General features: G+C 56.5%; 23 protein-coding genes. 16 read left to right on the forward strand and 7 right to left on the reverse strand.

The genetic code is table 11. The annotated features are described in order from the left end of the window. The first annotated feature begins 73 nt into the window (after positions 1-73). Both RBH33_RS10135 and RBH33_RS10140 read left to right on the forward strand, forming a co-directional pair. Positions 74-1,366, forward strand: a complete 1,293-nt coding sequence (locus RBH33_RS10135; RefSeq protein ID WP_306732063.1) for a GGDEF domain-containing protein — start codon at positions 74-76, stop codon at positions 1,364-1,366. Positions 1,367-1,504: 138 nt separating this feature from the next. After that, on the forward strand, positions 1,505-4,336 hold the full coding sequence (locus tag RBH33_RS10140) for an insulinase family protein (RefSeq protein WP_306732064.1): 2,832 nt from the start codon (positions 1,505-1,507) through the stop codon (positions 4,334-4,336). Between the two features lie 52 nt (positions 4,337-4,388). Here RBH33_RS10140 and RBH33_RS10145 read toward each other — a convergent pair whose 3' ends face one another. From RBH33_RS10145 to def, 5 genes are all read right to left on the reverse strand, one after another. Then, a complete protein-coding gene (locus tag RBH33_RS10145; protein ID WP_306732065.1) occupies positions 4,389-5,834 on the reverse strand; it encodes a TrkH family potassium uptake protein in 1,446 nt (481 codons plus the stop codon). Between the two features lie 12 nt (positions 5,835-5,846). After that, entirely contained in the window at positions 5,847-7,232 is a 1,386-nt protein-coding gene (gene trkA, locus RBH33_RS10150; RefSeq protein WP_306732066.1) for a Trk system potassium transporter TrkA, read from the reverse strand. Between the two features lie 114 nt (positions 7,233-7,346). Further along, positions 7,347-8,642: a 16S rRNA (cytosine(967)-C(5))-methyltransferase RsmB gene (gene rsmB / locus RBH33_RS10155; protein ID WP_306732067.1), complete on the reverse strand. Its 1,296-nt coding sequence runs from the start codon at positions 8,640-8,642 to the stop codon at positions 7,347-7,349. Continuing rightward, positions 8,639-9,613 carry a methionyl-tRNA formyltransferase gene (gene fmt, locus RBH33_RS10160; protein WP_306732068.1) on the reverse strand — a complete coding sequence of 325 codons (975 nt, stop codon included), beginning with the start codon at positions 9,611-9,613 and terminating at the stop codon, positions 8,639-8,641. The genes rsmB and fmt overlap by 4 nt, the downstream gene beginning before the upstream one ends. A 35-nt stretch (positions 9,614-9,648) precedes the next feature. Continuing rightward, positions 9,649-10,158 carry a peptide deformylase gene (gene def, locus RBH33_RS10165; RefSeq protein WP_306732069.1) on the reverse strand — a complete coding sequence of 170 codons (510 nt, stop codon included), beginning with the start codon at positions 10,156-10,158 and terminating at the stop codon, positions 9,649-9,651. Positions 10,159-10,554: 396 nt separating this feature from the next. Between def and RBH33_RS10170 the strand changes: the two genes are divergently transcribed. From RBH33_RS10170 to tsaC, 3 genes are all read left to right on the forward strand, one after another. Further along, positions 10,555-11,589: a LysM peptidoglycan-binding domain-containing protein gene (locus RBH33_RS10170; protein WP_306732070.1), complete on the forward strand. Its 1,035-nt coding sequence runs from the start codon at positions 10,555-10,557 to the stop codon at positions 11,587-11,589. A gap of 61 nt (positions 11,590-11,650) precedes the next feature. Continuing rightward, on the forward strand, positions 11,651-12,802 hold the full coding sequence (gene dprA / locus RBH33_RS10175; RefSeq protein WP_306732071.1) for a DNA-processing protein DprA: 1,152 nt from the start codon (positions 11,651-11,653) through the stop codon (positions 12,800-12,802). 40 nt (positions 12,803-12,842) lie between these two features. After that, positions 12,843-13,412: an L-threonylcarbamoyladenylate synthase type 1 TsaC gene (tsaC, locus tag RBH33_RS10180; protein ID WP_306732072.1), complete on the forward strand. Its 570-nt coding sequence runs from the start codon at positions 12,843-12,845 to the stop codon at positions 13,410-13,412. 19 nt (positions 13,413-13,431) lie between these two features. Here tsaC and RBH33_RS10185 read toward each other — a convergent pair whose 3' ends face one another. After that, positions 13,432-14,256 carry an HDOD domain-containing protein gene (locus tag RBH33_RS10185; protein WP_306732073.1) on the reverse strand — a complete coding sequence of 275 codons (825 nt, stop codon included), beginning with the start codon at positions 14,254-14,256 and terminating at the stop codon, positions 13,432-13,434. A 170-nt stretch (positions 14,257-14,426) separates the two neighbouring features. Here RBH33_RS10185 and RBH33_RS10190 point away from each other — a divergent pair, with 170 nt between their 5' ends. From RBH33_RS10190 to nadS, 8 genes are all read left to right on the forward strand, one after another. Continuing rightward, positions 14,427-16,631, forward strand: a complete 2,205-nt coding sequence (locus RBH33_RS10190) for a putative bifunctional diguanylate cyclase/phosphodiesterase (protein WP_306732074.1) — start codon at positions 14,427-14,429, stop codon at positions 16,629-16,631. A 68-nt stretch (positions 16,632-16,699) separates the two neighbouring features. After that, positions 16,700-17,956, forward strand: coding sequence for a voltage-gated chloride channel family protein (locus RBH33_RS10195; protein WP_306732075.1), 1,257 nt, complete (start codon positions 16,700-16,702; stop codon positions 17,954-17,956). Positions 17,957-17,980: 24 nt separating this feature from the next. Continuing rightward, positions 17,981-18,394 (forward strand): pilin, encoded by a 414-nt coding sequence (locus RBH33_RS10200; protein ID WP_306732076.1) that lies wholly within the window; start codon positions 17,981-17,983, stop codon positions 18,392-18,394. Between the two features lie 151 nt (positions 18,395-18,545). Next, complete coding sequence (locus RBH33_RS10205) at positions 18,546-19,403, forward strand: TraB/GumN family protein (RefSeq protein ID WP_306732077.1); 858 nt, start codon at positions 18,546-18,548, stop codon at positions 19,401-19,403. 69 nt (positions 19,404-19,472) lie between these two features. Continuing rightward, positions 19,473-19,859 (forward strand): MbcA/ParS/Xre antitoxin family protein, encoded by a 387-nt coding sequence (locus RBH33_RS10210; RefSeq protein WP_306732078.1) that lies wholly within the window; start codon positions 19,473-19,475, stop codon positions 19,857-19,859. Continuing rightward, positions 19,859-20,569, forward strand: a complete 711-nt coding sequence (locus RBH33_RS10215; protein ID WP_306732079.1) for an RES family NAD+ phosphorylase — start codon at positions 19,859-19,861, stop codon at positions 20,567-20,569. Before RBH33_RS10210 ends, RBH33_RS10215 begins: the two co-directional genes overlap by 1 nt. Positions 20,570-20,720: 151 nt before the next feature. Continuing rightward, positions 20,721-21,044, forward strand: coding sequence for a type II toxin-antitoxin system RelE/ParE family toxin (locus RBH33_RS10220; protein ID WP_306732080.1), 324 nt, complete (start codon positions 20,721-20,723; stop codon positions 21,042-21,044). Further along, on the forward strand, positions 21,034-21,324 hold the full coding sequence (nadS, locus tag RBH33_RS10225; RefSeq protein WP_306732081.1) for a NadS family protein: 291 nt from the start codon (positions 21,034-21,036) through the stop codon (positions 21,322-21,324). Before RBH33_RS10220 ends, nadS begins: the two co-directional genes overlap by 11 nt. A gap of 33 nt (positions 21,325-21,357) precedes the next feature. On the opposite strand, the gene RBH33_RS10230 is transcribed toward nadS, so the two are convergent. Continuing rightward, entirely contained in the window at positions 21,358-21,825 is a 468-nt protein-coding gene (locus RBH33_RS10230; RefSeq protein ID WP_306732082.1) for a DUF2231 domain-containing protein, read from the reverse strand. Positions 21,826-22,004: 179 nt separating this feature from the next. On the opposite strand from RBH33_RS10230, the gene RBH33_RS10235 reads away from it, so the two are divergent. From RBH33_RS10235 to RBH33_RS10245, 3 genes are all read left to right on the forward strand, one after another. Next, on the forward strand, positions 22,005-22,262 hold the full coding sequence (locus RBH33_RS10235) for a type II toxin-antitoxin system Phd/YefM family antitoxin (RefSeq protein ID WP_306732083.1): 258 nt from the start codon (positions 22,005-22,007) through the stop codon (positions 22,260-22,262). After that, the gene (locus RBH33_RS10240) at positions 22,252-22,527 is read left to right on the forward strand and encodes a type II toxin-antitoxin system RelE/ParE family toxin (RefSeq protein WP_306732084.1); all 276 of its coding nucleotides are present in this window, start codon (positions 22,252-22,254) and stop codon (positions 22,525-22,527) included. Before RBH33_RS10235 ends, RBH33_RS10240 begins: the two co-directional genes overlap by 11 nt. Before the next feature lie 184 nt (positions 22,528-22,711). Further along, positions 22,712-23,317 (forward strand): energy transducer TonB, encoded by a 606-nt coding sequence (locus RBH33_RS10245; protein ID WP_306732085.1) that lies wholly within the window; start codon positions 22,712-22,714, stop codon positions 23,315-23,317. Positions 23,318-23,343 lie beyond the last annotated feature (26 nt).

Genomic DNA, 23,343 nt, shown 5'->3' on the forward strand with positions numbered 1-23,343 from the left:
CATGCGCCATGCGGGTGTCGCTGCTACACTTTGGGGGAAGGGATCTGATTTCACGCCGCCCAATGAGCATTTGATGAAAGCGAACTCCGCCAACCTAGCCCTAATGGGGGCTGTATTATTGACTATGGTCGCCTTGCTGGTGCCAGAGTATTTGCCTAAAAGAACCTGGCAACTGGTTCCGGATGAGTATGCGTGGTTGTCTATCTACGGAGACGAGCTGGAAGGTGGGCCCAGCCATTCCGAGTGGATTGATGACCAACCTTTGCATTGGCGCTGCCGGATTGAGGAGCAAGGCACGTACGTCTATTGTGGCTTTAACGTTCTCACTTCCGAGAACAACCGGGATGGGGTTGATCTCAGTGCATACGACGAAATTCGCCTTAAAGTCCGCCAGCTGACCGAACCCCGGAATCTGCGGTTGTATATGCGTAACTTCGACGAGCGCTATTCAACGCTAGAGGATGCCAACAGCCCTCAATATCTAAACTTCAATATCCGAGCTCAAGATCTGGGGCAGGAACTGGTGATTCACTTAAATGAACTCACCGTAGCTGATTGGTGGCTCGCAGAGCGAAACATACCTCGGGATTTGGCGCGCCCTACCTTTTCAAACATCGTCGCCATTGGTCTTGATTACGGGGATTATCTTCCCCCTGGGACCTACGACTTGGTTATTGAAAAGATCGAAGTGGCGGGCGACTGGGTGTCTACCGAGCATTGGTACTTAGGTATTATTATCGTTTGGTTGATGGGCATTTTTGGCGTGGTCACCTTGCGCTTGGTGCAATTGAGCCAGGCGACTCGGAGGGATCGGCGACGTCTCCACGCACTCGCCTCCCAGCACAGGGAGCTAAAGCAGGAGGCCAACCGTTACAAACAAATGTCCGCCCACGATGCGTTAACGGGTGCCTATAACCGCTATGGGTTTGAAAAAGCCGTGAGCGAGCTGCTGGCGGACGAAACGCGGTCTGAAGCGTCGCTCATCCTCTTGGACATAGACCACTTCAAACGGATCAACGACACTCGTGGACACAACGCAGGCGATGAAATCATTACCCGCTTCGCTAAGCTGATCACCGAGCACACCCGCGATCAAGACCTTTTATGCCGCTGGGGCGGAGAAGAATTCCTATTGCTCTGCCCTAACACCACCGTCGACAAGGCCTTTGATTTGGCGGAAAAAATACGCAAGATGATTTTCAACACGCAATTTTCCCCCGAGGCGCCCTTGCTCGTGACCGCCAGCTTTGGCGTCAGCGAGATTGGACGCGGCGAGGAATTTCTGGCCGCTCTTGGGAGGGCGGACAGAGCCCTTTATCGCGCCAAGGACCTGGGCCGCAATTGCACCTTGATGGCGGAACTCTAGCCCCGCCATCTGGGTCCGACGGTTTGACATCTTATCCCGCCAAACTTACAGTCGGAGCTTCATTTGCCTAATAATGATTCGCGGCGTCGGACTCTCGCCGATGTATTTAGCCCCTACCGATTGAAAAGGACTCTCATCATGCGTTCCTCCCCTTTAGTGCCGGCTTTTGCCTGGTTTTTCGCCCTGGGCTGCGCCTTGGTTCTGGCTGGTTGTGCGACACTCACTTCCGATCCAGCTTCCCCGGCCATTGAAACCAGTGATAATGATCCTCGGGAATACCGGCACATAGTGCTCGATAACGGCATGGAAGCGATGTTGGTATCCGATGCCAATACGGAGGTTTCCGCCGTGTCTTTGAGCGTTGGGGTAGGCAGCTACCACAACCCCCCAGAGTTTCAGGGGCTAGCTCACTATTTGGAACACATGCTTTTCCTGGGTACGGAAAAGTACCCCGAAGCCAATGACCTGCAGAGCTTTTTGGCGGAAAACGCCGGCCATACCAACGCCTATACGGCTCGGGATCACACCAACTACTTTTTCCAGGCGCCCAACGACAAGCTGGATCCGGCGCTGGATCGTTTCAGCGATTACTTTAAGACACCCCTGTTCGATATTGACTACAGCGCCAAGGAATTAAACGCTGTACACAGCGAGTGGTCCGCGAGCCGCGATCACGACGGGCGCATTCTGCACTTTTTGCGCGGGCACACCGCCAACCCGGATCACCCGGCCACTCAGTTAGCCGTGGGCAACCGCAACACGCTGCAAGATTTGCCAGAGCAAAGTTTGCACCAAGCCATGCTGGATTTTTACGAGCAGCATTACTCTGCCGATAATATGAAGTTAGCCATTGTGGGCAGGCAGAGTCTGGATGAGCTGGAAGCGTTGATTCGCCAGCATTTTGCGGACGTTAAAAACCGCGACATCGAGCCCCAGATCATCAGCACCCCGGGGCTGACGGAACAGCAGATCGGCCAGCACATCTATTACCGACCGCAAAAGGACCTCAAGCAACTGGTGCTGGAGTTTCCCATGCCGGACAATCGTCACCTCTGGCGCTTAAAACCCAACGAGTACGTGGGCAGTCTGATCAGTTCAGAAGAACCCGGTACCCTGGCGCAGCAACTGCGTGAATGGAACCTGATCGAACAGCTGACGGCCCACGCTGAGCCGGACTTCTACGGTAGTGATGGCGTCTTTCGCATCAACATTAATTTGACCGCTCGCGGTTTGCGCGAGCGGGATCGGGTCATCGCCGCGGTATTCAGCTATTTGGATCTGATTCGCAACGAAGGCATCGCCGAGCGCCACTATCAGGAACTGAAAGTACTTCAAGAGCGTAATTTTCACGTGCGGGAAGTCCAGCAACCCATGCGCCTGGCAGCGAATTTAAGCTACACCCTGTTTCGTGTGCCGCCGCAATATGTGATGTCAGCGGGCTATAAGTACGAACGCTTTGACGCAGAAGAAATTCAGCGCGTTATGTCCGTTTTGGTGCCGGAAAACCTGCGCCTTTGGCACGTGAGCCAAGAGGAAGACGCCGAGCAAAAAATCCCTCACCACGCCGGCACCTACGCGGTGGCTCCGATCACAGAGGCAGACCTACAGCGCTGGCAAGAGCAGGTACCCGAACAGGCGTTCCTACTCCCCGAAGACAACGAGTTTGCCGCTGACCACGAGATGGCTAACGTTGTGCCAACTTTAATGGATATGACTCTGGTAGTGGATGAGCCGGGTGCGGAAGCGTGGCTGATGCACGCCGAACACCATCCCGGGGACAAAGGTTTCATGCGCCTAGTCCTTAACCACGACCTCGGCCATAGAAGCGTGGAGGACTTCGTGTTGGGTGGTTTGCTCAACGGCCTGCTGGAAGAAACTAATACCTCCTTAATCGATCGTGCGGGCCGCGCTGGCATTAACATTGGTATTTCCCGCTCAGGCGAAAACATGCAGGACCTGACGCTCAGTGGGCCGAGTGCCAATCACCAACTGTTGCTCGCTCGCTTATCCGAGAGCTTCGTTAACTTGGAATTTACCGAGGACGATTTCGATAAAGCCAGGGACCGCTATCGCCGCTGGGTGGACGGACAACGACGAGATGCCCCTTACCTGCAGCTGTTCCGCCACATGGAACGCCTCAATACGGAGTTCCCTTGGCGTGAGGACGACATACTCGCCGCGGCCGCTCGGGTTACTCCTGAGCAGCTACGGGAATACCATCGCGAGGTGAAGCAACGCGCGCTCCTGCGGGTGTACGCCTTCGGGAACTACGCCCCGGAAGTATTGAGCACCATGGTGCTTGATTTCGAAGCCAAGTTGGGTGAAAACCGTAACCCCGCTCCAGTGAATGTACAGCATCACCGCACGCCGAAACCCGAGCAGTGGGTCGGATTTAAAGAGGACGTGGAGCACACCGACGTGGCTTTATTGGACGCGTATATTTTGCCTCGCCAGTCCATCGAAACACTGGCCCAGCTACATTTATTGAACGGCTTGTTTCGCAACGCCTTTTTCACCGAGCTGCGCACTAACCAGCAGTTGGGTTACGTGGTCAGCAGCAGCCCAGCCAGCATCGATCACCACCCGCAGTTTTTGTTATTCGTGCAAAGTGCGGATCGACCATTGGCCGACATCAAAAACAGCATGGATGAATTTCGCGTAGCCTACTTGGAAGAGTTGAGCGCGGTCGAACCTGCGGCCATTGAACAATTACGGCATTCCGTGGTGGCGCAATTCACACAGCGCCCGAATGACTTCTACGCGGAGGCGACGCGTCAGTTGGGGGATTTCTATCTCAACAATCGCGAGTTCGACACCCGCGATCGTCTCTTGGACGGTCTCAACAGCGCCACCAAAGACGACTTGGTGGCACTGTACCAAGAGTTGTTGTTAGGAGAGAGCGCTTCGCGTCTGCAAATTCAATTGCGAGGCACCAGCTTTCTGGAAACGGAGTTTATCACCGCAGAGTAAAGCTTGAAAAAAAGGGGGCTTAGCCCCCTTTTTTATTAAATGAATCTTTTGTTTAACGCCGCCAAAACATGGGCGTAAACAGCACTAACAACGTAAACACTTCCAGCCGGCCCAGCAGCATACCGAAACACAAAATCCATTTGGCCGGGTTGCTGATGCCACCGTAGTTGGCCGCCACATCGCCCATACCCGGGCCCAGGTTGGTGATGCTAGCGCCCACCGCCGAGAAAGACGTGGGCAAGTCCAAGCCCGTCATCAGCAACAGCAAAAACATGGCGATGTACATCACCACATACATGGCAAAGAATCCCCACACCGCTTCCACAACCCGATTTTGTACCGTGCGCTTGCCCACCTTAATGGGAATCACGGCGTTGGGATGAATCAAGCGGTGAATTTCCCGTACGCCCTGTTTGTACAACAGCAGCACCCGGATCATTTTCATGCCGCCGCCTGTGGAACTGGCACAACCGCCCAAAAAGGCGAGCAGAAAGAGCATGTACGGGAGGAAAGAAGGCCACTGGTTAAAGTCCGACGCAAATCCCGCGGTGGTTAACGTGGAAGCGAGATTGAAGAATCCCAATACCAGACTGTCACTCATGCCGTAGGTGCGACTTGCGTACAAATAGCCCACAGTCACCACAGTACCCGCGAGAATCCAACCGGAATAAAACCGGAACTCGGCGTCGCGCAGGTAGTGCATGGGGTTCCTTTCCTGCCAGGCAAGAAAGTGCAAAGCAAAGTTAGCGCCGGCCACCAGCATAAAGATAGAGCAAGCCACTAGAATGGAGTTGCTTTGAAAATAATGCATGCTGTCGTCATGGCTGCTAAAACCGCCGTTGGCGACAGTGGAAAACCCGTGCCCCAACGCATCGAACCAGCTCATGCCCAAAATCTTGTACGTCAAAATACAAACGACAGTGAACACCAAATAAATTAAGAACAGGGCTTTGGCGGTTTCCGTGATGCGTGGTGTGAGTTTGTTGTCCTTTACCGGCCCGGGCGCCTCGGCTCGATACAGCTGCATACCACCGACGCCCAACATAGGGAGAATGGCCACAGCGATAACGATAATCCCGATGCCGCCAAACCACTGCAATTGGTGGCGATAGTAGAGTATGGAAGGGGGCAGGGCATCCAGGCCGCTCAGCACCGTGGCCCCAGTGGTGGTGAGCCCGGACATGGACTCAAAAATAGCGTCGGTAACTGAAAGATCCAGGCCCATGGAAAAGTAAAGTGGCAGGGCGCCGAACATCCCGAGTACAAACCAGAACAATGCCGTAATTAAAAAGCCATCGCGGGTACGCAGCTCGTCTTTGCGTCCGCGCACCGGAAGCCAAATCGCCAAACCGGCGACGAAGCTGATGACGAAGCTGAACAGAAACGTCATGTAATTCTGGTCTGAAAACCAGATGGAGACGCTGATGGGTACCAGCAACGTCAAACTGAACAGCATCAGCAGGACGCCAAGCACTCGGGCTATGGTGGCAAACTGCATAGTTTCCGGCTCTTAGAAAAAGGTAAACCCTACCTGGAACAGTTTTTCCAGATCGCGGATGTGCTTTTTGTGCAATAGAAAGACGATCACATGATCCCCACTTTCTACTACCACATGGTCGTGGGCGATAATCACTTCACTGCCGTATTCGCTTTCCCGAACGATGGCCCCGATGTTTGCGCCCTCGGGAAGGTCAATATCTTCCAACGCTTTGCCGACCACCTTCGATGAACTGGAGTCGCCGTGAGCAATCAACTCAATGGCCTCCGCCGCGCCCCGGCGCAAGGAGTGCACATTCACCATGTCGCCGCGGCGCACGTAAGTAAGCAAACTGCCGATGGTGGTGGTTTGCGGGGATATGGCAATGTCGATATCCCCACCCTGAACCAAATCCACATAGGCGGGGTTGTTGATCAGCGTCATCACCTTGCGCGCGCCCAAACGTTTGGCGAGCATGGAGGACATGATGTTGGCTTCGTCGTCGTTGGTCAGCGCCAAAAACACGTCCGTGTCTTCAATATTTTCTTCCAGCAGCAAGTCTTTGTCCGAGGCATTGCCTTGCAGAACAATGGTTCGCTCCAACTCGCCGGACAGGTGGGCGCAACGTTTTTCGTTGTGTTCAATCACGCGCACGTTGTAGCGCCCCTCCAGCTTTTTGGCCAGACGCAAACCGATGTTGCCACCGCCGGCGATCACGATGCGTTTGTAAGCTGTTTCCAGGCGCCGCAACTCACTCATAACCGCGCGAATGTCCGCCCGGGCGGCGATAAAAAACACCTCGTCGTCCGCTTCAATAACCGTTGAGCCGCGCGGCATGATGGCGCGGTTACGTCGGTAAATTGCGGCTACGCGCGTGTCTACGGCGGGCATGTGCTGACGCAAAAAGCGCAGCTCCTGCCCCACCAGTGGCCCACCGTGATAGGCCTTTACCGCTACCAGTTGCGCCTTGCCGTTGGCAAAGTCCAGCACCTGCAGCGCCCCCGGCTGAAAAATCAGCCGGGATATATAGTCGGATACCAACTGCTCGGGGCTAATGAGCACGTCGATGGGAATGGCCCCGTCCTGAAACAGTTGGTTGTAGGTGAGATACGCCGTCGCTCGGACCCGAGCGATTTTTGTCGGTGTGCGGAACAGGCTGTGGGCCACCTGACAGGCGACCATATTGATCTCGTCATTATTGGTAACGGCCACCAACATGTCGGCATCTTCAATGCCGGCTTGGACCAGGATATCCGGGTGCGAACCTTCGCCCACCACCACGCCAATATCGAGCCGGTCGCGCAGCTCCCGAAGGCGCACTTCATCGGTATCAATGACGGTAATGTCGTTGGCCTCGCTGGCCAGGTTTTCTGCCAGGCTGCCACCCACTTGGCCGGCGCCCAGAATCAGTATTTTCATGTTCCTTGCCCATCGGCCGTGGTTGCGAAACAAGTAGTTCTTAACCGGGCAATTAAAATTGTCGGGTTAATAGACTAGCGTATTTGGCGAAAACTTGCCGCAATTAGCGGCAATTTAAGACTTACGCACTCGCGCGTAATAGAAGCCGTCGTGCCCGTCTGCATCTGGTAGCAACTGTCGGCCAACACTCTGGGCCATGCCCCAGGAAGCCGTCAGCGTATCGCAAGAAGCGTCTTTTTGTCTGGTTAGAAACGCCTCTATCTGCTCGCGGTTTTCCGCCGGCATCACTGAACAGGTGGCGTAAACCATTACGCCACCGGGTTTTAACAGAGCCCAAAGGCTGTCCAATAGACGCGCCTGAAGTTGCGCGAGTTTGGCAATCTCGCCGGGGCTGCGCAAGTATTTGATATCCGGATGTCGGCGGATAATGCCCGTGGCAGAGCAGGGTGCGTCCAGCAGAATGCGGTCGAACAATTCGCCGTCCCACCAAGTGCCCGGCTCAGCGGCATCGCCGCTCACGATTTGCGCCTGTACCTGCAAACGCGCCAGATTTTCTTCCACCCGCGTCAACCGGCGTGGATCCGCATCCAGCGCCACCACTTCTGCTAAATCCGGTTCAGCTTCGAGAATGTGTCCGGTTTTGCCACCCGGTGCGCAGCAGGCATCCAGAACTCGCTGCCCGGCCGCTAGCTCCAGCAAGGGGGCTGCTAGCTGGGCGGCTTCGTCCTGAACACTGATGCCACCTTCCTTAAACAGCGGCAGTGTCGTGGGGTCGCAAGGTCGGGCCAACTGAATGCCCACTGGGCTGTGGGGGGTGGCCCGGGCATCAATGTCCAACTCTGCCAGTGTGGCCAGGTAGTCATCCCGGCTTTGCAAGCGCGGGTTTAAGCGCAGAGTCAAAGGTGGGTGGGTATTGTTGGCTTGAATAATGCCCGGTGTGTGTTCCGGCCAGGCGGCGCCCAGCGCGTCCAGCAACCAACGGGGGTGGGCGCTGCTGAATACCGGGTCGTTTTGTAGCTGCTCGTCCAGCGTCTCGCGTTCACGCTGAAAGCGGCGCAAGACGCCGTTTGCGAGGCGGGTCGCCCAGGGTTTCTTCAGAGCTCGGGCGCTTTCCACCGTGTCGCTGATGGCGGCGTGGTCGGGAATACGGGTGTAAATCAGCTGATACAGGCCCAGCAATAACAGAGCCTGAATGTCGCTGTCTTTGGCGCGTAGGGGTTTGTCCAATAGACGTTGAAGATAAAGGTCGAGCTGGGGCTGCCAGCGCAGGCATCCGTAACACAGCTCTTGCAGCAGGGGGCGATCCCGCTCGGGGACTTTCGATTGCACGTCCGGCAGCAAACTGGACAGTGACCCTTGGTGGCGAAGTACTCGGCCCACGACCTGGGCGGCGGCGGTGCGCACCTTCATTGGGGTAAGGCCAGGGTTTGGCCGGGTGAAAAGCTGCCTGGATGGCCGCGCAGCAGATCCGCCACGGACATGGCTTTCTTGCCGGGCAATTGCAGAGTTTCCAGTCTTAGTACGCCCTCGCCGCAGGCGATGTCCAGCCCGGTGGGCGCGGCGGCGATCACGGTGCCAGATTCCGCGGTGGATTGGCTGTCCAGAGCGTGCGCCGCCCAAACACGAATCGGTTGCTCCTGTTCGCCTGTGCGCATAAAGGCGATCGGGAAGGGGTTAAAGGCGCGCACCTGGCGGGCCAGTTCCGGCGCGGGTCGGCGCCAATCGAGCGCCGCTTCCGCTTTACTGATTTTGGGCGCGTAGCAGCTTTCGCTGTCGTCCTGAACCTCTGGCGTGGCGGTGCCTGCTTGAAGTTGGCGCAGCGTTTCCAATGTGGCGGGCCCGCCCAGCTCGGCCAGTCGGTCGTGTAGGTCGCCAGCGCTATCCTCGGGCTCTATGGGGCACTGGGCTTTGACCAGCATATCGCCGGTATCCAGACCGGCGTCCATCTGCATAATAGTAACGCCGCTGACCGTGTCTCCGGCCTGAATGGCTCTTTGTATAGGCGCCGCACCGCGCCAGCGGGGCAGCAGAGAGGCGTGAATATTGATGCAGCCCAGCCGGGGTATATCCAACACCGCCTGGGGCAGTATCAAGCCATAGGCAACTACCACCATAACGTCCGCCTCCAGAGCGGCCAGTTGCGCTTGGGCTTCCTGGGTTTTTAAGGTGGCGGGCTGATAAACCAGAATCTGCTGCGCCTGGGCGAGTTGCTTAACCGGGCTGGCGGTGAGTTTTTTGCCCCGTCCGGCGGGCCGGTCGGGCTGGGTATAGGCGGCGATTACCTGGTGTTCGCTGGCCAGCAGAGCCTGTAGCTGGCGGGCGGCAAAATCGGGGGTTCCCGCGAATACAATGCGCAGTCCCTGGGCTGTGGCTTGGGTCATTAAGCGGTTCGTCTGTTGGTGAAAGCTCGCGCCCGTCAGGCTGAGGCGCGCTGTTGTTTTTCCAGTTTCTTGCGGATGCGTTGGCGTTTGATCGGCGATACATAATCCACAAAGAGCTTGCCGTTCAGGTGGTCCAGTTCGTGCTGAATACAAACGGCGAGCAAACCGTCCGGCTCCAGGCTGAAGGGCTTGCCGTCTCGGTCCAAAGCGTCAACGCGCACCCGCTCGGGCCGGGATACGGACTCATAGAAGCCGGGGACCGACAGGCAGCCCTCATCGTATTCGCGCAAGGCTTCCGGGTCGAGCACGGTTACCTCTGGATTGATAAAGACCATGGGCTGGCTTTGATCTTCGCTCACGTCGATCACCACCACACGCTGGTGAACGTTCACCTGAGTGGCGGCTAATCCCACGCCCGGCGCGGCGTACATGGTCTCGAACATGTCGTCCACCAGCTGACGAATGCGAGCGTCGACTTCAGCGACCGGTTTAGCCACGGTGCGCAGACGGGGGTCCGGGAATTCGAGTATCTCTAATTTCGCCATAATCTTTGTGACAAACTTCTAGTAAAAGGCTAATAACCGCTGCTAACATTATGATCAGACAGCATTTACTTGCCATGTGGGTCAATAACGTAGAGCATGGGAGCTGGAGCAAGTTCCTCCTCTCCGGGGCGCCAGTCTACTGCATGCCGCGCACCAGTTAAACGGACCCCTTGCCCGAAGAACTATGACTGACAGAGCGCCCCTTCTGGCGCCAGCAAACCCGAACGTCTCCCACCGGGAGGAGGCTTGGCGTAATCACACCGTGGCCTGCGTCACAGGTTGGGAATTCCGCCAGCGAAAAAGCGGTCCGATGTTGCTTAACGGGCCACTTTCAGGCGCTTTGGACTATTATAATGCTTATAGGTCCAAGGGCCGAATAAAACAGGATCGGTTTCTATGAAAAAAATAATGATCGCTCTGGCAGCATTGTCGCTGCTGAGTATGGTGAGCTGGGCCAACGAAGACGCTTTTCGCTCGGATCACCCGGATGAGTACACAGTGGTAAAAGGCGACACCCTGTGGGACATCTCCAACCGCTTTCTCAATACTCCCTGGCTGTGGCCAGAGATCTGGCACGTCAACCCCAAGATTGAAAACCCGCACCTGATCTATCCCGGTGATGTGATTCAACTGGTGTACATTGATGGGCAACCCCGCCTGACCGTTGAACGTACCCTCAGAATGGCCCCTGGCGAGACCCGGCTGAGCCCCAGCGTGCGCGTGGTCCCCCGGGAAGATGCTATCACCGCCATTCCCCTGGACCGCATTAACAGTTTTCTGTCCCGCAGCCGCATTGTGACCGAAGCCGAACTGGAAGCCGCACCTTATATGCTAGCTGGACCGGAGCAACGCCTAATTGTGGGCGCCGGTGACCGGGCCTACGCCCGTGGTGAGTTTGATGATCACATTAACACTTATGGGGCCTACCGTCGGGAGCGGGCGTATGTCGACCCGGTAACCCGCGAGTACCTGGGCACTCACGCCAAGAATCTGGGCACCGTGAATCTGGTTTCCACCGAGGGTGATGTCGGCACTGTACGTGTGATTCGCTCCAATGAAGAGCTGCGCCCCACGGACCGTTTGCTGCCCAACGAGCAACTGGCCATGGATTCCACCTTCTACCCCAGCGCTCCTGACGTGGAAATTGAAGGCGTTATTATGGAAGTGGAAGGTGGTATCTCCAATGTGGGTAAACTTAATGTGGTCATCATAAACCGCGGTGACCGAGAAGGTTTGCTGGCGGGCAACGTACTGGCCGTTTACAAAGTCGGTGAAACCGTGCGCGATCGTGTACAAAATCGCCCCGTTAAACTCCCCGACGAGCGTGCCGGACTGGTCATGGTATTCCGCACCTTCGAGAAAATGAGCCTTGCCATTGTGCTCGAGGCGGAGCGACCCCTGGCGGTGAACGACCGGCTGCGCAACCCCTAAGAGCTAACAACCAAAACCCCACCGGGCCGTCGCCGACGGCCCCCGTGTTCAAGGATGAACTATGGACAACACACTCCAAGCAATACTGTTACTGCAACGGCTACCGGGCATGGGCGGCCCGGTGGGCTATTGGCGTCTGGTCGAACTCTTTGGCAGCCCATTGGCCGTTATGGACGAGTCTTTAACGGTACTGGGGAAAGTGCTCAAAGCCCCGGCGCTGGAAGCGCTTGGCGACTACCGACGCGACCCGCTCGACAGCGACATGGGCCGCTTACTGGCCTCGGACATGGCGTGGTTGGCTCAGCACCCGGACGTGCATCTGCTGCCGCTAGGGAGCCCCGATTACCCACCCCTGTTGCGGGAAATTCCCCGCCCGCCACCACTGCTTTATGTGCGCGGCGATCCGTCCATCTTAAGTTTGCCCCAGCTGGCTGTAGTGGGTAGCCGTAACCCCACACCGGGTGGGCGCGACAATGCCCGCCAGTTCGCACGCTTTCTGGCGGGCAACGGCTTTGCCATTACCAGCGGTTTGGCGCTCGGGGTAGACGGCGCCGCCCACGTTGGCGCTTTGGAAGCCGAAGGGCGCACCATTGCGATTATGGGCACGGGCATTGACCGGCTCTATCCTTCGCGCCACAAAACTCTGGCAGAACAGATAGTGGCCGGTGGTGGGGCTCTGGTGACGGAATTTCCGCTGGGTGCAAAATCTCAAAGGAGTCACTTCCCCCAGCGCAACCGGGTGATTAGCGGTCTGAGTGCGGGCACTTTAGTGGTGGAAGCGGCGATTAAAAGCGGTTCTCTGATTACCGCCCGTTACGCCTTGCAGCATGGTAGAGAGGTCTTTGCCATTCCGGGCTCCATTCACAACCCCTTGGCTCGCGGTTGCCACAGCCTGATTCGCCAGGGTGCCACCCTTGTGGAAACCGCCCAGGATATTGTTGAGGAGCTGGGCGGCATGCTGGGCTACCAGCACACGTTGCTGCCGCCAGAGAATGAACCCGCTTTTGATTTAAGCGTCTTTAGTGCCGACGAGCGGGCCGTGTTGGAGGCTCTGGGGCACGACCCTCAAACCTTGGATAGCTTGCTTGACCGGGGCAACATGGAGGTGGGCAGCCTCGCGGCCAGCCTGATAAGCTTGGAGCTGAAGGGCGCTGTCACTGAAACGCCGAACGGCTATGTGCGCACCCTTGAGTTGACCCCAAGCGTGAGTTAAATTTGCGCGCAAACCAAGCAGGCGAACCCGAGACACACTCATGGTTAATTGGGCTTACAATCCCCGCGTCACTCGCGCCGCTCGCCTAATGCAGGGCGGGGGCGTAGTGGCTTACCCCACGGAAGCCGTTTGGGGTTTGGGGTGTGATCCGAGCAATCCGGAGGCGGTATTCCGGCTGTTGGCACTCAAAGACCGCTCGCCTCAAAAAGGGCTGATACTCTTGGCGGCGAACATTGATCAGCTGGAACCTTTGCTGTCCGGTTTGGATGATTTGCAGCGCCAGCGCCTGCGTCGCACTTGGCCGGGGCCGACCACCTGGTTGGTGCCACACCACGGTAAGGTGCCCAGCTGGATTTCCGGGCGTTTTGATTCAGTGGCTGTGCGGGTCACCGATCATCCCATCGCGGCCGGTCTGAGCCAGGCGTTTGGCGGCCCCATTGTTTCCACCTCCGCCAATCCCCAGGGTCGGGAGCCGGCGGGCAATCCGTTGCGACTTCGGCAATACTTTCCCGGCGAGCTGGATGACATAGTGCCTGGACCCTTGGGTGGGCGCTGTCAGCCATCGGAAATTCGCGACTTGCTGACCGGCGAAGTACTGAGGGCGGGCTAAAACGTTCTGCCGTGATGGGTCAGGTCAGCGAGAGAGCGAGCTCCATTCTCTGTTCGGCACTCTTCTGTAACCCGTCTTTATCCAGTTGACGGGTGCACTTTTCCAGGGCGGGAATACGCATTTTGGCGTAACGGGCATAACGTCCGGTGTCCGTGCCGTAGTGCAGAAGGTTAGCCGCGATCACAATATCCACATAGTCCGCCTTGGGCGAACCGCTCTCCCGTAAAATCTTTTCGTGTTCCCGAGCCATCTGCACCAGTGGCTCCGCCATTTGCCAGCGCCGCAGCATCATGGCACCGACTGCTGGGTGCAGGAGTTGCTCCAGCGTATTGCGCTCCGCGAGCGTAAGCTCTGGTCGCTTTCCCAAAAACTCCCGCAGCGGCAATTTCCCAATGTTGTGCAGCAATCCGCCCAGAGAAGCTAACTCTGGATCCAAGTGGGTTTGATGGCTGGCCAAGGTGTGGCAGAGCGCACTGATGCGCAACCCAACATCAACAAAATCACGCATGTGAGGAGAGTCGCCGCGTCGCTGCATGGTTTGCAAAATGGCGAGTTGGGTTACCAGAGAGCGCACCAGATTCAAACCGAGATTGGCGATCGCTTGGCGCAAAGACGTAACCGGGTTGCCCCTTAATAGTGAAGCACTGTTCGCCACCTTGACCAAACGCGCAGCGATCACGGCGTCCTTGGCCACTTCCTGTTCCAGTTGCGCAATATTGCAGTCGGGGTCGGAAGTCAGTAGGCGCACGCGCAAAGCCACCTCGGGCAGTGAGGGAAGGAGTGTATTGTGCGCGGCTAGATCTCGTTGCAAGATCCGCAGCAATTCCTGTGCTTGCTCTTTCATGAGCGTCTCCGGGGAGGACCGGGGCCTATTGTAAGGCCGCGATCAGGAAGCGCAAAGGTTATTGGTCGCCGTTCTCAACCTGCTACACTGTTGGAACTCACCACCAAACAGCAGTTGAGGGTCGCCTAAGGCACAGTATTGGCTTCTCACCTTCGACAAGGAATCGCACGTTGATACGCTTCAGGATCCCCCGAAGCCACCTCGGTGGCTTGGCCATAGTCTCTTTGCTGCTAAGCAGCGCCCTCGCTGCACAAACGGCGGGCTTTCCCGATCGCCTGGTGTTTGGGGGCGACCGAAATTACCCTCCCTTCGAACGCCTGAAAGATGAAGAGCCCAGCGGCTTCAATGTTGACCTTGCACAAGCATTGGGGGCTCAAAGTGGAACGGTTATCGAACACCGGCTGGCGGATTGGCCAACGATCGTACGCGCATTGGAAGCGGGTGAAGTGGATGTGGTGCCCATGCTGGTTTCGCCACAACGCGAAGAGCAGTTCCTCTTCACTACACCTTTTCACTACATCGAACATGCAATTTACGCACGAGCGGATGTTCCGCCCGTGTACGCGGTGGAGGACCTGGTTGGGGCGAAGGTGGCCGTGGAGAGCCGTTCCTTTGCGCAACGGCAGTTGGAGGTGGAAGACATTCGAACCATTCCTGTACTTGCCGTCACGACTCCGGATGCCTTGAATTCCCTGGTACGGGGCGATGCGGATTACGCAATCCTGGCCGCGCCAATTGCCGATCGACTAATACAGACCGGGCGCTTACCCGTGTCCAGATTAGGCCCACCGTTTTGGCCGCGTGGCTATGCATTTGCCGTACGAGAAGATCGCCCAGAGCTGCATGCGTGGCTTCAGCAAGAGTTGGAGCTGACCATCGCCACGGGCGCCTACCAGGGTGTATACAATCGTTGGCGCACTCAGATTCACCCTATGGCGACCAACGAAAAAATCGCACGGATCATGCTCGCCTTATTATTGTTCTTCCTAGGTGTGGCGATCATTTTTGTTGTCTGGTCCTGGAGTCTGCGGCGACAAGTGGCCGCACGCACTCGGGATTTGAAGCGCGCTCTAGAGCAAACCCAGGACGCCGAATCCCAGGCTCGTTACCTGGCTGACTACGACCTCAATACCGAACTTGCGAAACCCCTATGCTTTGCCCGGTTAGTTGATGAAGTTCTTTGCTCCCCTGATCAGGCGAGCAACGGGCGTGAATTGGCCATTATGCAACTGGCGGAATTGGATGAAGTGGTGGGCGCTTTCGGGCGTGTGTATTCGCAGGAGCTGATCCGCAACTTTGCCCAGGCCTTGCGCCAAGTTGTCACGGGTCCTTGTGGCTACTTTGGCCGGGGTGTTTTCGCCACCCTGGCGGACAGCGGCGTGGTGGAAGAACTACCAGAGCGCTTGGCAACAGAGGGCCATGACGAAGCGCAATATTTTCATTTCGTCACCGGTTCGGCACGGTATCCCGAGGATGGTCGCTCCAGTGATCGGTTGATCAAGTGTGCGGAAACCGCGTTGGCCTATAGCCTTTCTCACCGAAGTCACTGGACCTGCTATAGCGCTTCATTGGAGCCCGACCCGCAAGATCTGGAGATCGTCTCCAGATTTAGGGACGAACGCCTGCAAGGGATTTACAGTGTGTTTCAGCCTCAACTTGACCTTAAAACCGGTGCCGTCGTTGGCGTGGAAGCGTTGGTCCGCTGGAACCATCCGAAGTTTGGTATGCTCCCGCCCGCTCGGTTTATTCCACTGATTGAAAAGGTCGGAATGATCTCCCACATCACCGTGCGCATGATCGATGATGCCGTGCGCCTGTCGGCGCAGCAAAGAAAACTGAACCAGCCCCTAATCATCAGTGTGAATATCGCGGTTCATGATCTACTGGAGACGGATCTTCGGAAAGTCATTAAAGACTCTCTTGACCGTTATGACGGCCGCCCCGAAGACCTTAAATTAGAATTGACCGAAACCAGCTTCGCGGGCGACTCCCCCTGGGTGCGGTTCTCCTTGCAAGGCTTGACTGAAATGGGCGTGTCTCTGGCCATTGATGACTTTGGTACCGGCTACTCTTCTCTGGCTTACCTGAGCCAATTTTCCGTACAGGAGCTCAAAATCGATAGCACGTTTGTAACGGATATGACCACCAACAACAAAAATTCCAGCATTGTGCAATCGACCATTGCGCTGGCCCAGCACCTGGGATTGATCTGTGTGGCCGAAGGTGCAGAGGATGAAGCCACGCTTGATCTTCTAAGAACCTATGGCTGTGATCGCCTCCAAGGCTTTGTTTTCTCCAGGCCGCTGCCTGAGCTAGAGCTGCTGGATTTTCTTAAGCAGCATGACGCCGCGCAGACCCCTGAGGCCTCTAGTTAGATATTGAGCGGCGTCCACTGCTACAATCACGCTCTTCGCTCGGCTGCTATTAAAGGACGCATCGACTGTTGCCCAAGCTCCCGCCCGCTGTCATGAAGGACAGCATTGAAACTACCGTTCGGTACTTGCTGCTCTGGATTCCCCTGGCTGTGCTGGTCGCGTTGCTGGCTGGCGGTGCGGCCGCGCTGTTCTTATGGCTGCTGGAATGGGCTACCGATACCCGCAATACCAACCGCTGGTTGATTGCGCTATTGCCCCTGGGTGGTTTTGCCGTGGGCTGGCTGTATCACAAGTACGGTGAGTCGGTGGCCGCGGGCAACGATTTGCTGATTACCGAACTGGCCCGGCCGGGCAAAACCATTCCTTTTCGTATGGCCCCCATGGTGCTGTTCGGCACTATCGTCAGTCACTTGTTTGGGGGTTCGGCCGGGCGTGAGGGCACGGCCGTGCAAATGGGTGGGACCCTGGCCGATCAACTGTCCCGCGTGGGAACTTGGAGCCACGACAACCGCCGCATTCTGTTAAAAATGGGGGTGGCGGCTGGTTTTGGTGGCTTGTTCGGTACTCCTCTGGCGGCGGCCGTGTTCGCGCTGGAGTTTCTCGCCAACGAGCGGTTCCGCAACCGCGCGCTTCTGCCCAGTCTGGTGGCCGCCATTTTGGCCGATCAGTTTGTGCATTGGCTGGGGCTGAGCCACGTTCAATACGATGTGCCTTTTGTTCCAGACTTCACGCTTTTGGGATTCGGCTCGGCACTTGTTGCCGGGGTCATTTTTGGCTTGGTGGGCATGGCGTTTGCGGCCAGCATGCACGGAGTGAAGCATCTGTTTACCCGCTGGATAGCCTATCCGCCTCTGCGACCATTTGTGGGCGGCGTTCTGGTGGCCAGCGCGGTTCTGTTGACCGGTGCGGATCGGTACATCGGCTTGGGTCTACCGGTGATCGTTGAAGCCTTTCACCAGCCCCTGCCCATTTGGGATTCCATCCTGAAATTTGTCTTTACCGTGGTGACTTTGGGCTCCGGCTTTAAAGGCGGCGAAGTCACGCCTTTGTTTTACATTGGCGCAACGCTCGGCAATGCACTGAGCCCGATTTTGGCGTTGCCCATGCCCGTGCTGGCCGGGTTGGGATTGGTGGCCGTGTTCGCCGGCGCGGCCAAAACGCCCATTGCTTGTACGTTGATGGCCATAGAATTGTTTGGGGGCGAAATGGCCATGTACGCCTTCGTCGCCTGCATGGTGGCTTGGTGGTCTTCCGGCAGCATCGGGATTTATCCCAGCCAAAACCGCATTAAGGAACAGCAGAGTCGGAGTGAAACCCAGCTCTAAAGGAGCGCGACTGGAGGTCGAGCCATGAAAAAAAGCGTTGCCGTAACGATCCTTGCAGCCACTCTTTTCGGCTGCGCCTCCCAACCCCAACCCCAACACGAGTTTGATGCTGGCCATGTCTTGCAGGGTATCCAAGCCAGTGCGACGGTCAGAACCGAAATTTCTGTGTACTACATGGAGCGGGGCCAGTTTCCCGCTTCCAATCGCGAGTTAGGGCTTCCCGAGCCCGGCAAGTTTTCCGGTCACCCCTTAACCGCGCTGGAAGTGTCGGAGGGCGGCGTAATGACCCTCACCTATGGTGAAAGGTCCGGTGTGAAAAACGGGGTAGTGCAGCTCATTCCCGCGTGGAGTCCCCACCAAGGCATCCTCTGGCAATGCGTCACACCCAGCTATCCTGGTCTTTTAGAGGCCGCCCCGGATTGCGAGTACGCTCCCTAAAGGGTGTTTTTCGTGTGATGGCTTTGGCACTTTGATGATCCTGTGGTGTGGGTTCGGAACCGACTTGGCGCCGGAGACTCTACCAAAAAGCCGGGCAGGCAGAATAATACGCGCGACTGCCTCGGTTTTTTTCCCTCACCAGGCGATCCCTATGATCAGGTTCTTGCTTCTGTTGGTGCTGCTGGCTGCGCCTTTGGCTTACGCACAAACGTCCCTCTGGGAAGTCTCCAATGGCCGACATCACGTGATAATCGGCGGCAGTGTGCAGTTTCTCAGTTGGGACGACTATCCATTGCCCACGGCTTTCGATCAAGCCTACGCCATTGCCGATAAAGTGCACTTTCAAACCGACCTGGGGGCTATCAGCAAACCCGGTTTCGGACTGCGGGCCATGCAAAGTATGACCTACCGCGATGGCCGCACCCTGCGCTCGGTACTCTCACCCGAAGTATGGGAAGCCCTGCGTGAGTTCAGTGGCGAACGCAGCCTGCCATCCAACAGTCTGATCATGTTCCGGCCAGCCTTTGCGGTAATGACCCTGAGCGTACTGGAAGGGCGGCGCCTGGGGTTGGGCCGTGGCCCGGACGGCTACTTTTACAGCCGCGCGCACCGCACCGGCAAACCCGTTGGCTACCTGGAAAGCGTGGATCAGCAGTTGTTATTTCTGGGTCGGCTCAACGAACTGGACCCAGATACCTTGGTGACCGCGACCCTAAACGAGCTCAGCACCATGGAAGATCAATCCGAACAGGTGGTGAACGCCTGGCGCCGAGGCGATATGGCCGCGCTGGATCAACTGACCGGTGCCAAGCTGCGCGCCGAATCCCCAGAGCTGTACCGCTCGTTGGTGACCGACCGAAATGAGCAATGGGTGGACCAAATCGCCGCCATGCTAAAAACCCCGGACTTGGACTATGTAGTCCTCGACGCCATGCACTTGTCCGGCCCTGGCAACCTACTCGAGCTCCTAAAGGCGCAAGGTTTCAGCGTTCGCCCGCTGGTTTTGTAACGCTCATTGTTTCAATTGCAACAGATTCTGCTACAATAAATTAAAACCGCTGCAAAACCGGGGTGCCCCATGAAAGCAGAATACGCCTTGCCCGCTCCCGAGCGGGGGGAAATCGCCAAGATGCTGATGGCTCTGTTCGATCACTGGAAACTGAGCACAGAAGATCGCCTTGAGCTGCTAGGCCTCGCCCCCAGCAACCGTGCGGCCTTGACCCGGTATCGCCGGGGCGAGCCTTTCGCCCAGAGTCGGGATTTATTAGAACGGGCCGGTATACTGCTTGGCATTCACAAAAGCCTGCGCTTGCTGTTCCCCCACAACCGGGAACTGGCCTACAGCTGGATGACCACCCGCAACAAAGCCATGGGCGGCATGACGCCCACCGAAGCGATTAAGGAATACGGATTTCCCGGCCTATTGATGGTACGGGCCTACCTGGACCGCGCACGAGGGAACTGATGACCGAGCTCTTTGACGATGTCAAAAATTACAATTGCGACAGGGACCTGTTCAGAAACATCGTTTCCCTGCGCGACAGCCAAGACCTTTTCGACGACCTGAGCGACGCCCCGCAAGCTTGGGAAGCCGCCCAGGCCCTGGAAATGGCCAGCAAACCCTATCCCTACGTAAGCCCCCAAGCGGTCATCGATCGGCCGTTTGAAGAATCCGCTTACTACCAAGCCATCCAGTACCCTTTCAACAATTGGGCCCAAAGTCGCTACAGCGACGGCACCTACGGCGTTTGGTACGGCGCCGATGCACTCACCACCACCATTCATGAAACCGCCTACCACTGGGTTAACGGCCTACTGGCCGATGTGGGCTGGCAGAACCTACTGGGCGTGCGCATCGAGCGCAAAGTCTACAAAGTGCACTGCCAGTCCTTGTTGTTGGACTTTCGCCACCTAGTCGGCGAATATCCCGGCCTTATCGACCCCAACAGTTACCAATACACCCAACACATCGGCAACCGCATCCACCGCGAAGGCCACCCCGGCCTGGTCAGTCACTCCGCTCGTTGTACCGGCGAAGTCTACGGCGTCTTCTCCGCCCAAGCTCTGTCGACACCGCGCGCCTATTGCTACTTAAGCTATCGACTGGAAGAGTCCGGCGTGCGGGTTGAAAGAGCGCCGGGCGAAACCCTGCTGATGTTTTCAGCAACACAGTAGGTCCAACCTGATGCAGCTGCGGATAGTCGATAGTTCTGTAGCGTTTTGGTCATCTTCCGATTGCGGTTTGTTTTTCAGCTGCTGAGAAGCGATCACTACAACTAAAAACAAACACTAGACGATATACGCCATTGGCGTATAATCAAAGCCTATGGTTATCGTAGAAACAAGTATGTTCACTCGTCGTATCAAAGAACTGATGAGCGACGATGATTATAAGGACTTACAGGAAGCACTGGTTAATCGGCCGGATATGGGTGCGATCATCCAGGGTACGGGCGGTCTAAGGAAAGTACGATGGAAACTGGAAGGTCGCGGCAAAAGTGGTGGTATCCGAGCCATCTATTATTGGGTCACAGCGGATGAGCATATTTACATGCTCTTGGCGTACCCCAAAAATGAACAGGATAACCTAACGTTAGAGCAAAAAAAGGCGCTGAAATCGATTGTTGAGAGGTGGTCAGATGCAAAATGAGATGTTCGATGATTTGCTGGCCAGTGTGCAGCAAATGGACGAAATCGTCCAAGGTAAAAAGGCGGCGGCCCATGTCACTGAATACCCCGAACCGGAAGTTAAGGTAATCCGGGAAAAGACAGGGCTTTCTCAGGTACGCTTTGCCTCCATGATTGGTGTGAGCAAACGGACCCTGGAGAACTGGGAGCAAGGTCGACGCCATCCGACAGGACCCGCCAAAGCGCTGCTGCGCATCCTGGAAGCCGACCCAAAGAACGCCTTGCGGGCGCTTCACGGCTAGTCCAAGGCAGCCAAAATATACGGTCCTAAAGTATCAGTGGTCGTGACTGTTGCCGTTCACCTCGGGCAGTGACTGCACGCCCAGTCCATGCTCAAACACCAACTTGCCACCGTGATTGGCGGTCACTGCCACCAACCCCAACGCCACCACAAACATCACCCCCGCCGCGTGCCGCGTCCAACGCTGAGGCGCAAAAAACAATGCCGCGCCCAGCAGGTAAACGATGGTTGCGGCAATTGCCCAATTGCGATGCACATGCATGGCCGCGTGAGCGGCTTCGTCGTGGGGCACGGTGTCGTAGGCGACGAAACCGGTGAAGGCCGTGGCCAACACCGCCGCCGTTCCCAGCCCCACCAGCCACTTCTGGCCATCCACCAATTCCCGCTGCCGACGCGCCCAGGGCAAACTCCATAACAGCAGCTGCAATAAGCCCGTTAGCATTAAAAGCGACACCCCAAAATTTACAAACATCGGGTGCCAAAGATAGGGTTCGTCCACCATAGTTTGCTCCTTAAGTTGGTCAATCCCCTGAGAGGTTAGTCCACCCGAACCAAGACTGGGTTTCAACTGCTACCAAAGTCACATAGGTGTGTGGCCAAACGATATAACAATCAACCAAGCGCTTTCTTTACAGTACTTCCCAGAGTACTATTAACAGTATTGTTAAAGAGGTGCTACCAATGAACACGTTAACCGCCAATGATCTGAAAACCCGCGGTGTTAGTGCCGTCGAAGAGGGTTTGCAGTATAGCGACGAGTTGTCGATTTCAGTACGAGGTCAGCAGCGCTATGTAGTGATGTCCGTTGAAACCTACAATCGCCTGCGCGAGCTGGAATTGGCAGCCGCTGTGGCTGAAGCCAAAGCTGATTACCACGCTGGGCGCTACACCACTGAAAGCGTGGAGGAACACATGAAGCGGGTCAGGGATGAGCTATAGGCTGATTTACACGGACAGTTATATACGCCGGGCAAAGAAGTTCTTGAAGCGCCACCCGCAGGTGCTAGGACAATACGAAAAAACTCTGCAGTTGCTAGAACTGAATCCCCACCACCCCTCTTTGCGATTGCATGGCCTGCAGGGTGCGCTCAGTGGGTTGTCCTCTGTGTCGATCACTATGAGCTACCGCATTGTGTTGGAGTTCGTCATTCAAGATCGCGACATTATCTTAATTGATGTTGGCAATCATGATCACGTCTACTAATCCCACTCGCCAGCAATTTCGTTAATACCTCAGGCAAGTAAAGGTATGGCGCGTTTATTTCCTTTTAGTCTTTGTGCGCCAGTCCGCTTGGGCTAAGCTTTTAGTGATAGTGAGAATGATTCTCGAAGTTCATAAGCTGAAAACGCTTATTGAATCTAAAGGCTGCCTTAAGGAGGTAAGTGCTATGCGTGTTTCCCAGATAAACGCCGTGCCAATGGCCATGGTCACCACCCTCGGTTTACTCCTACTCATGAGTTCCTTAATTAACGTGGAGTTCGAATTGCCCACCTGGTCACCACCCACGGTATCGGTCGATGTGGTGATGCCCAAAACAGAGGTAGAGCCACCCCGACCGCTGCCCCCTGAGAGGCCCGCCGATCCAGTCCAGCCGCCGCCCCCCATCCCGATCACGGTAGACATACCCAATCCCGGGACGGGAACCGCGATCAATATAGCGCCTCCGACCACGATCACCCCGTCGCACAACCCGGGCGTACACCATGGTGACTTAATGCCGATTGTTCAGGTGGCGCCCCAGTACCCCCGCGCGGCGCTAACTCGAGGCCTGGAGGGCTACGTAACCCTGAGTTTCACCGTTACCACCACCGGCCGGACTCGGGATCCAGTGGTCGTCAATGCCATTACCAAAGACGGCACACCAACTTCCGTGTTTGACCGCGCCGCCATCGCCGCCGTGCAAAACTTCCGATACAGTCCGCAAATTGAAAATGGCGTCCCGGTAGAAGTGCATAACGTCAGAACCCGGCTTGTGTTTGAACTGGCGAACTAATAAGGCAAACCGCCCCTGAAATACCG

The sequence above is a fragment of the Marinimicrobium hydrolyticum genome (assembly GCF_030848505.1).
In the GTDB taxonomy this organism is placed as follows: domain Bacteria; phylum Pseudomonadota; class Gammaproteobacteria; order Pseudomonadales; family Cellvibrionaceae; genus JAVDDU01.

What these genes read in the sequence shown, in the direction of transcription:
- RBH33_RS10135 (WP_306732063.1), top strand. Translation starts at nt 74, where the DNA reads ATGAAAGCGAACTCCGCCAACCTAGCCCTAATGGGGGCTGTATTATTG.
- RBH33_RS10140 (WP_306732064.1), top strand. Translation starts at nt 1,505, where the DNA reads ATGCGTTCCTCCCCTTTAGTGCCGGCTTTTGCCTGGTTTTTCGCCCTG.
- RBH33_RS10145 (WP_306732065.1), bottom strand. Translation starts at nt 5,834, where the DNA reads ATGCAGTTTGCCACCATAGCCCGAGTGCTTGGCGTCCTGCTGATGCTG.
- trkA (WP_306732066.1), bottom strand. Translation starts at nt 7,232, where the DNA reads ATGAAAATACTGATTCTGGGCGCCGGCCAAGTGGGTGGCAGCCTGGCA.
- rsmB (WP_306732067.1), bottom strand. Translation starts at nt 8,642, where the DNA reads ATGAAGGTGCGCACCGCCGCCGCCCAGGTCGTGGGCCGAGTACTTCGC.
- fmt (WP_306732068.1), bottom strand. Translation starts at nt 9,613, where the DNA reads ATGACCCAAGCCACAGCCCAGGGACTGCGCATTGTATTCGCGGGAACC.
- def (WP_306732069.1), bottom strand. Translation starts at nt 10,158, where the DNA reads ATGGCGAAATTAGAGATACTCGAATTCCCGGACCCCCGTCTGCGCACC.
- RBH33_RS10170 (WP_306732070.1), top strand. Translation starts at nt 10,555, where the DNA reads ATGAAAAAAATAATGATCGCTCTGGCAGCATTGTCGCTGCTGAGTATG.
- dprA (WP_306732071.1), top strand. Translation starts at nt 11,651, where the DNA reads ATGGACAACACACTCCAAGCAATACTGTTACTGCAACGGCTACCGGGC.
- tsaC (WP_306732072.1), top strand. Translation starts at nt 12,843, where the DNA reads ATGGTTAATTGGGCTTACAATCCCCGCGTCACTCGCGCCGCTCGCCTA.
- RBH33_RS10185 (WP_306732073.1), bottom strand. Translation starts at nt 14,256, where the DNA reads ATGAAAGAGCAAGCACAGGAATTGCTGCGGATCTTGCAACGAGATCTA.
- RBH33_RS10200 (WP_306732076.1), top strand. Translation starts at nt 17,981, where the DNA reads ATGAAAAAAAGCGTTGCCGTAACGATCCTTGCAGCCACTCTTTTCGGC.
- RBH33_RS10205 (WP_306732077.1), top strand. Translation starts at nt 18,546, where the DNA reads ATGATCAGGTTCTTGCTTCTGTTGGTGCTGCTGGCTGCGCCTTTGGCT.
- RBH33_RS10210 (WP_306732078.1), top strand. Translation starts at nt 19,473, where the DNA reads ATGAAAGCAGAATACGCCTTGCCCGCTCCCGAGCGGGGGGAAATCGCC.
- RBH33_RS10215 (WP_306732079.1), top strand. Translation starts at nt 19,859, where the DNA reads ATGACCGAGCTCTTTGACGATGTCAAAAATTACAATTGCGACAGGGAC.
- RBH33_RS10220 (WP_306732080.1), top strand. Translation starts at nt 20,721, where the DNA reads ATGGTTATCGTAGAAACAAGTATGTTCACTCGTCGTATCAAAGAACTG.
- nadS (WP_306732081.1), top strand. Translation starts at nt 21,034, where the DNA reads ATGCAAAATGAGATGTTCGATGATTTGCTGGCCAGTGTGCAGCAAATG.
- RBH33_RS10230 (WP_306732082.1), bottom strand. Translation starts at nt 21,825, where the DNA reads ATGGTGGACGAACCCTATCTTTGGCACCCGATGTTTGTAAATTTTGGG.
- RBH33_RS10235 (WP_306732083.1), top strand. Translation starts at nt 22,005, where the DNA reads ATGAACACGTTAACCGCCAATGATCTGAAAACCCGCGGTGTTAGTGCC.
- RBH33_RS10240 (WP_306732084.1), top strand. Translation starts at nt 22,252, where the DNA reads ATGAGCTATAGGCTGATTTACACGGACAGTTATATACGCCGGGCAAAG.
- RBH33_RS10245 (WP_306732085.1), top strand. Translation starts at nt 22,712, where the DNA reads ATGCGTGTTTCCCAGATAAACGCCGTGCCAATGGCCATGGTCACCACC.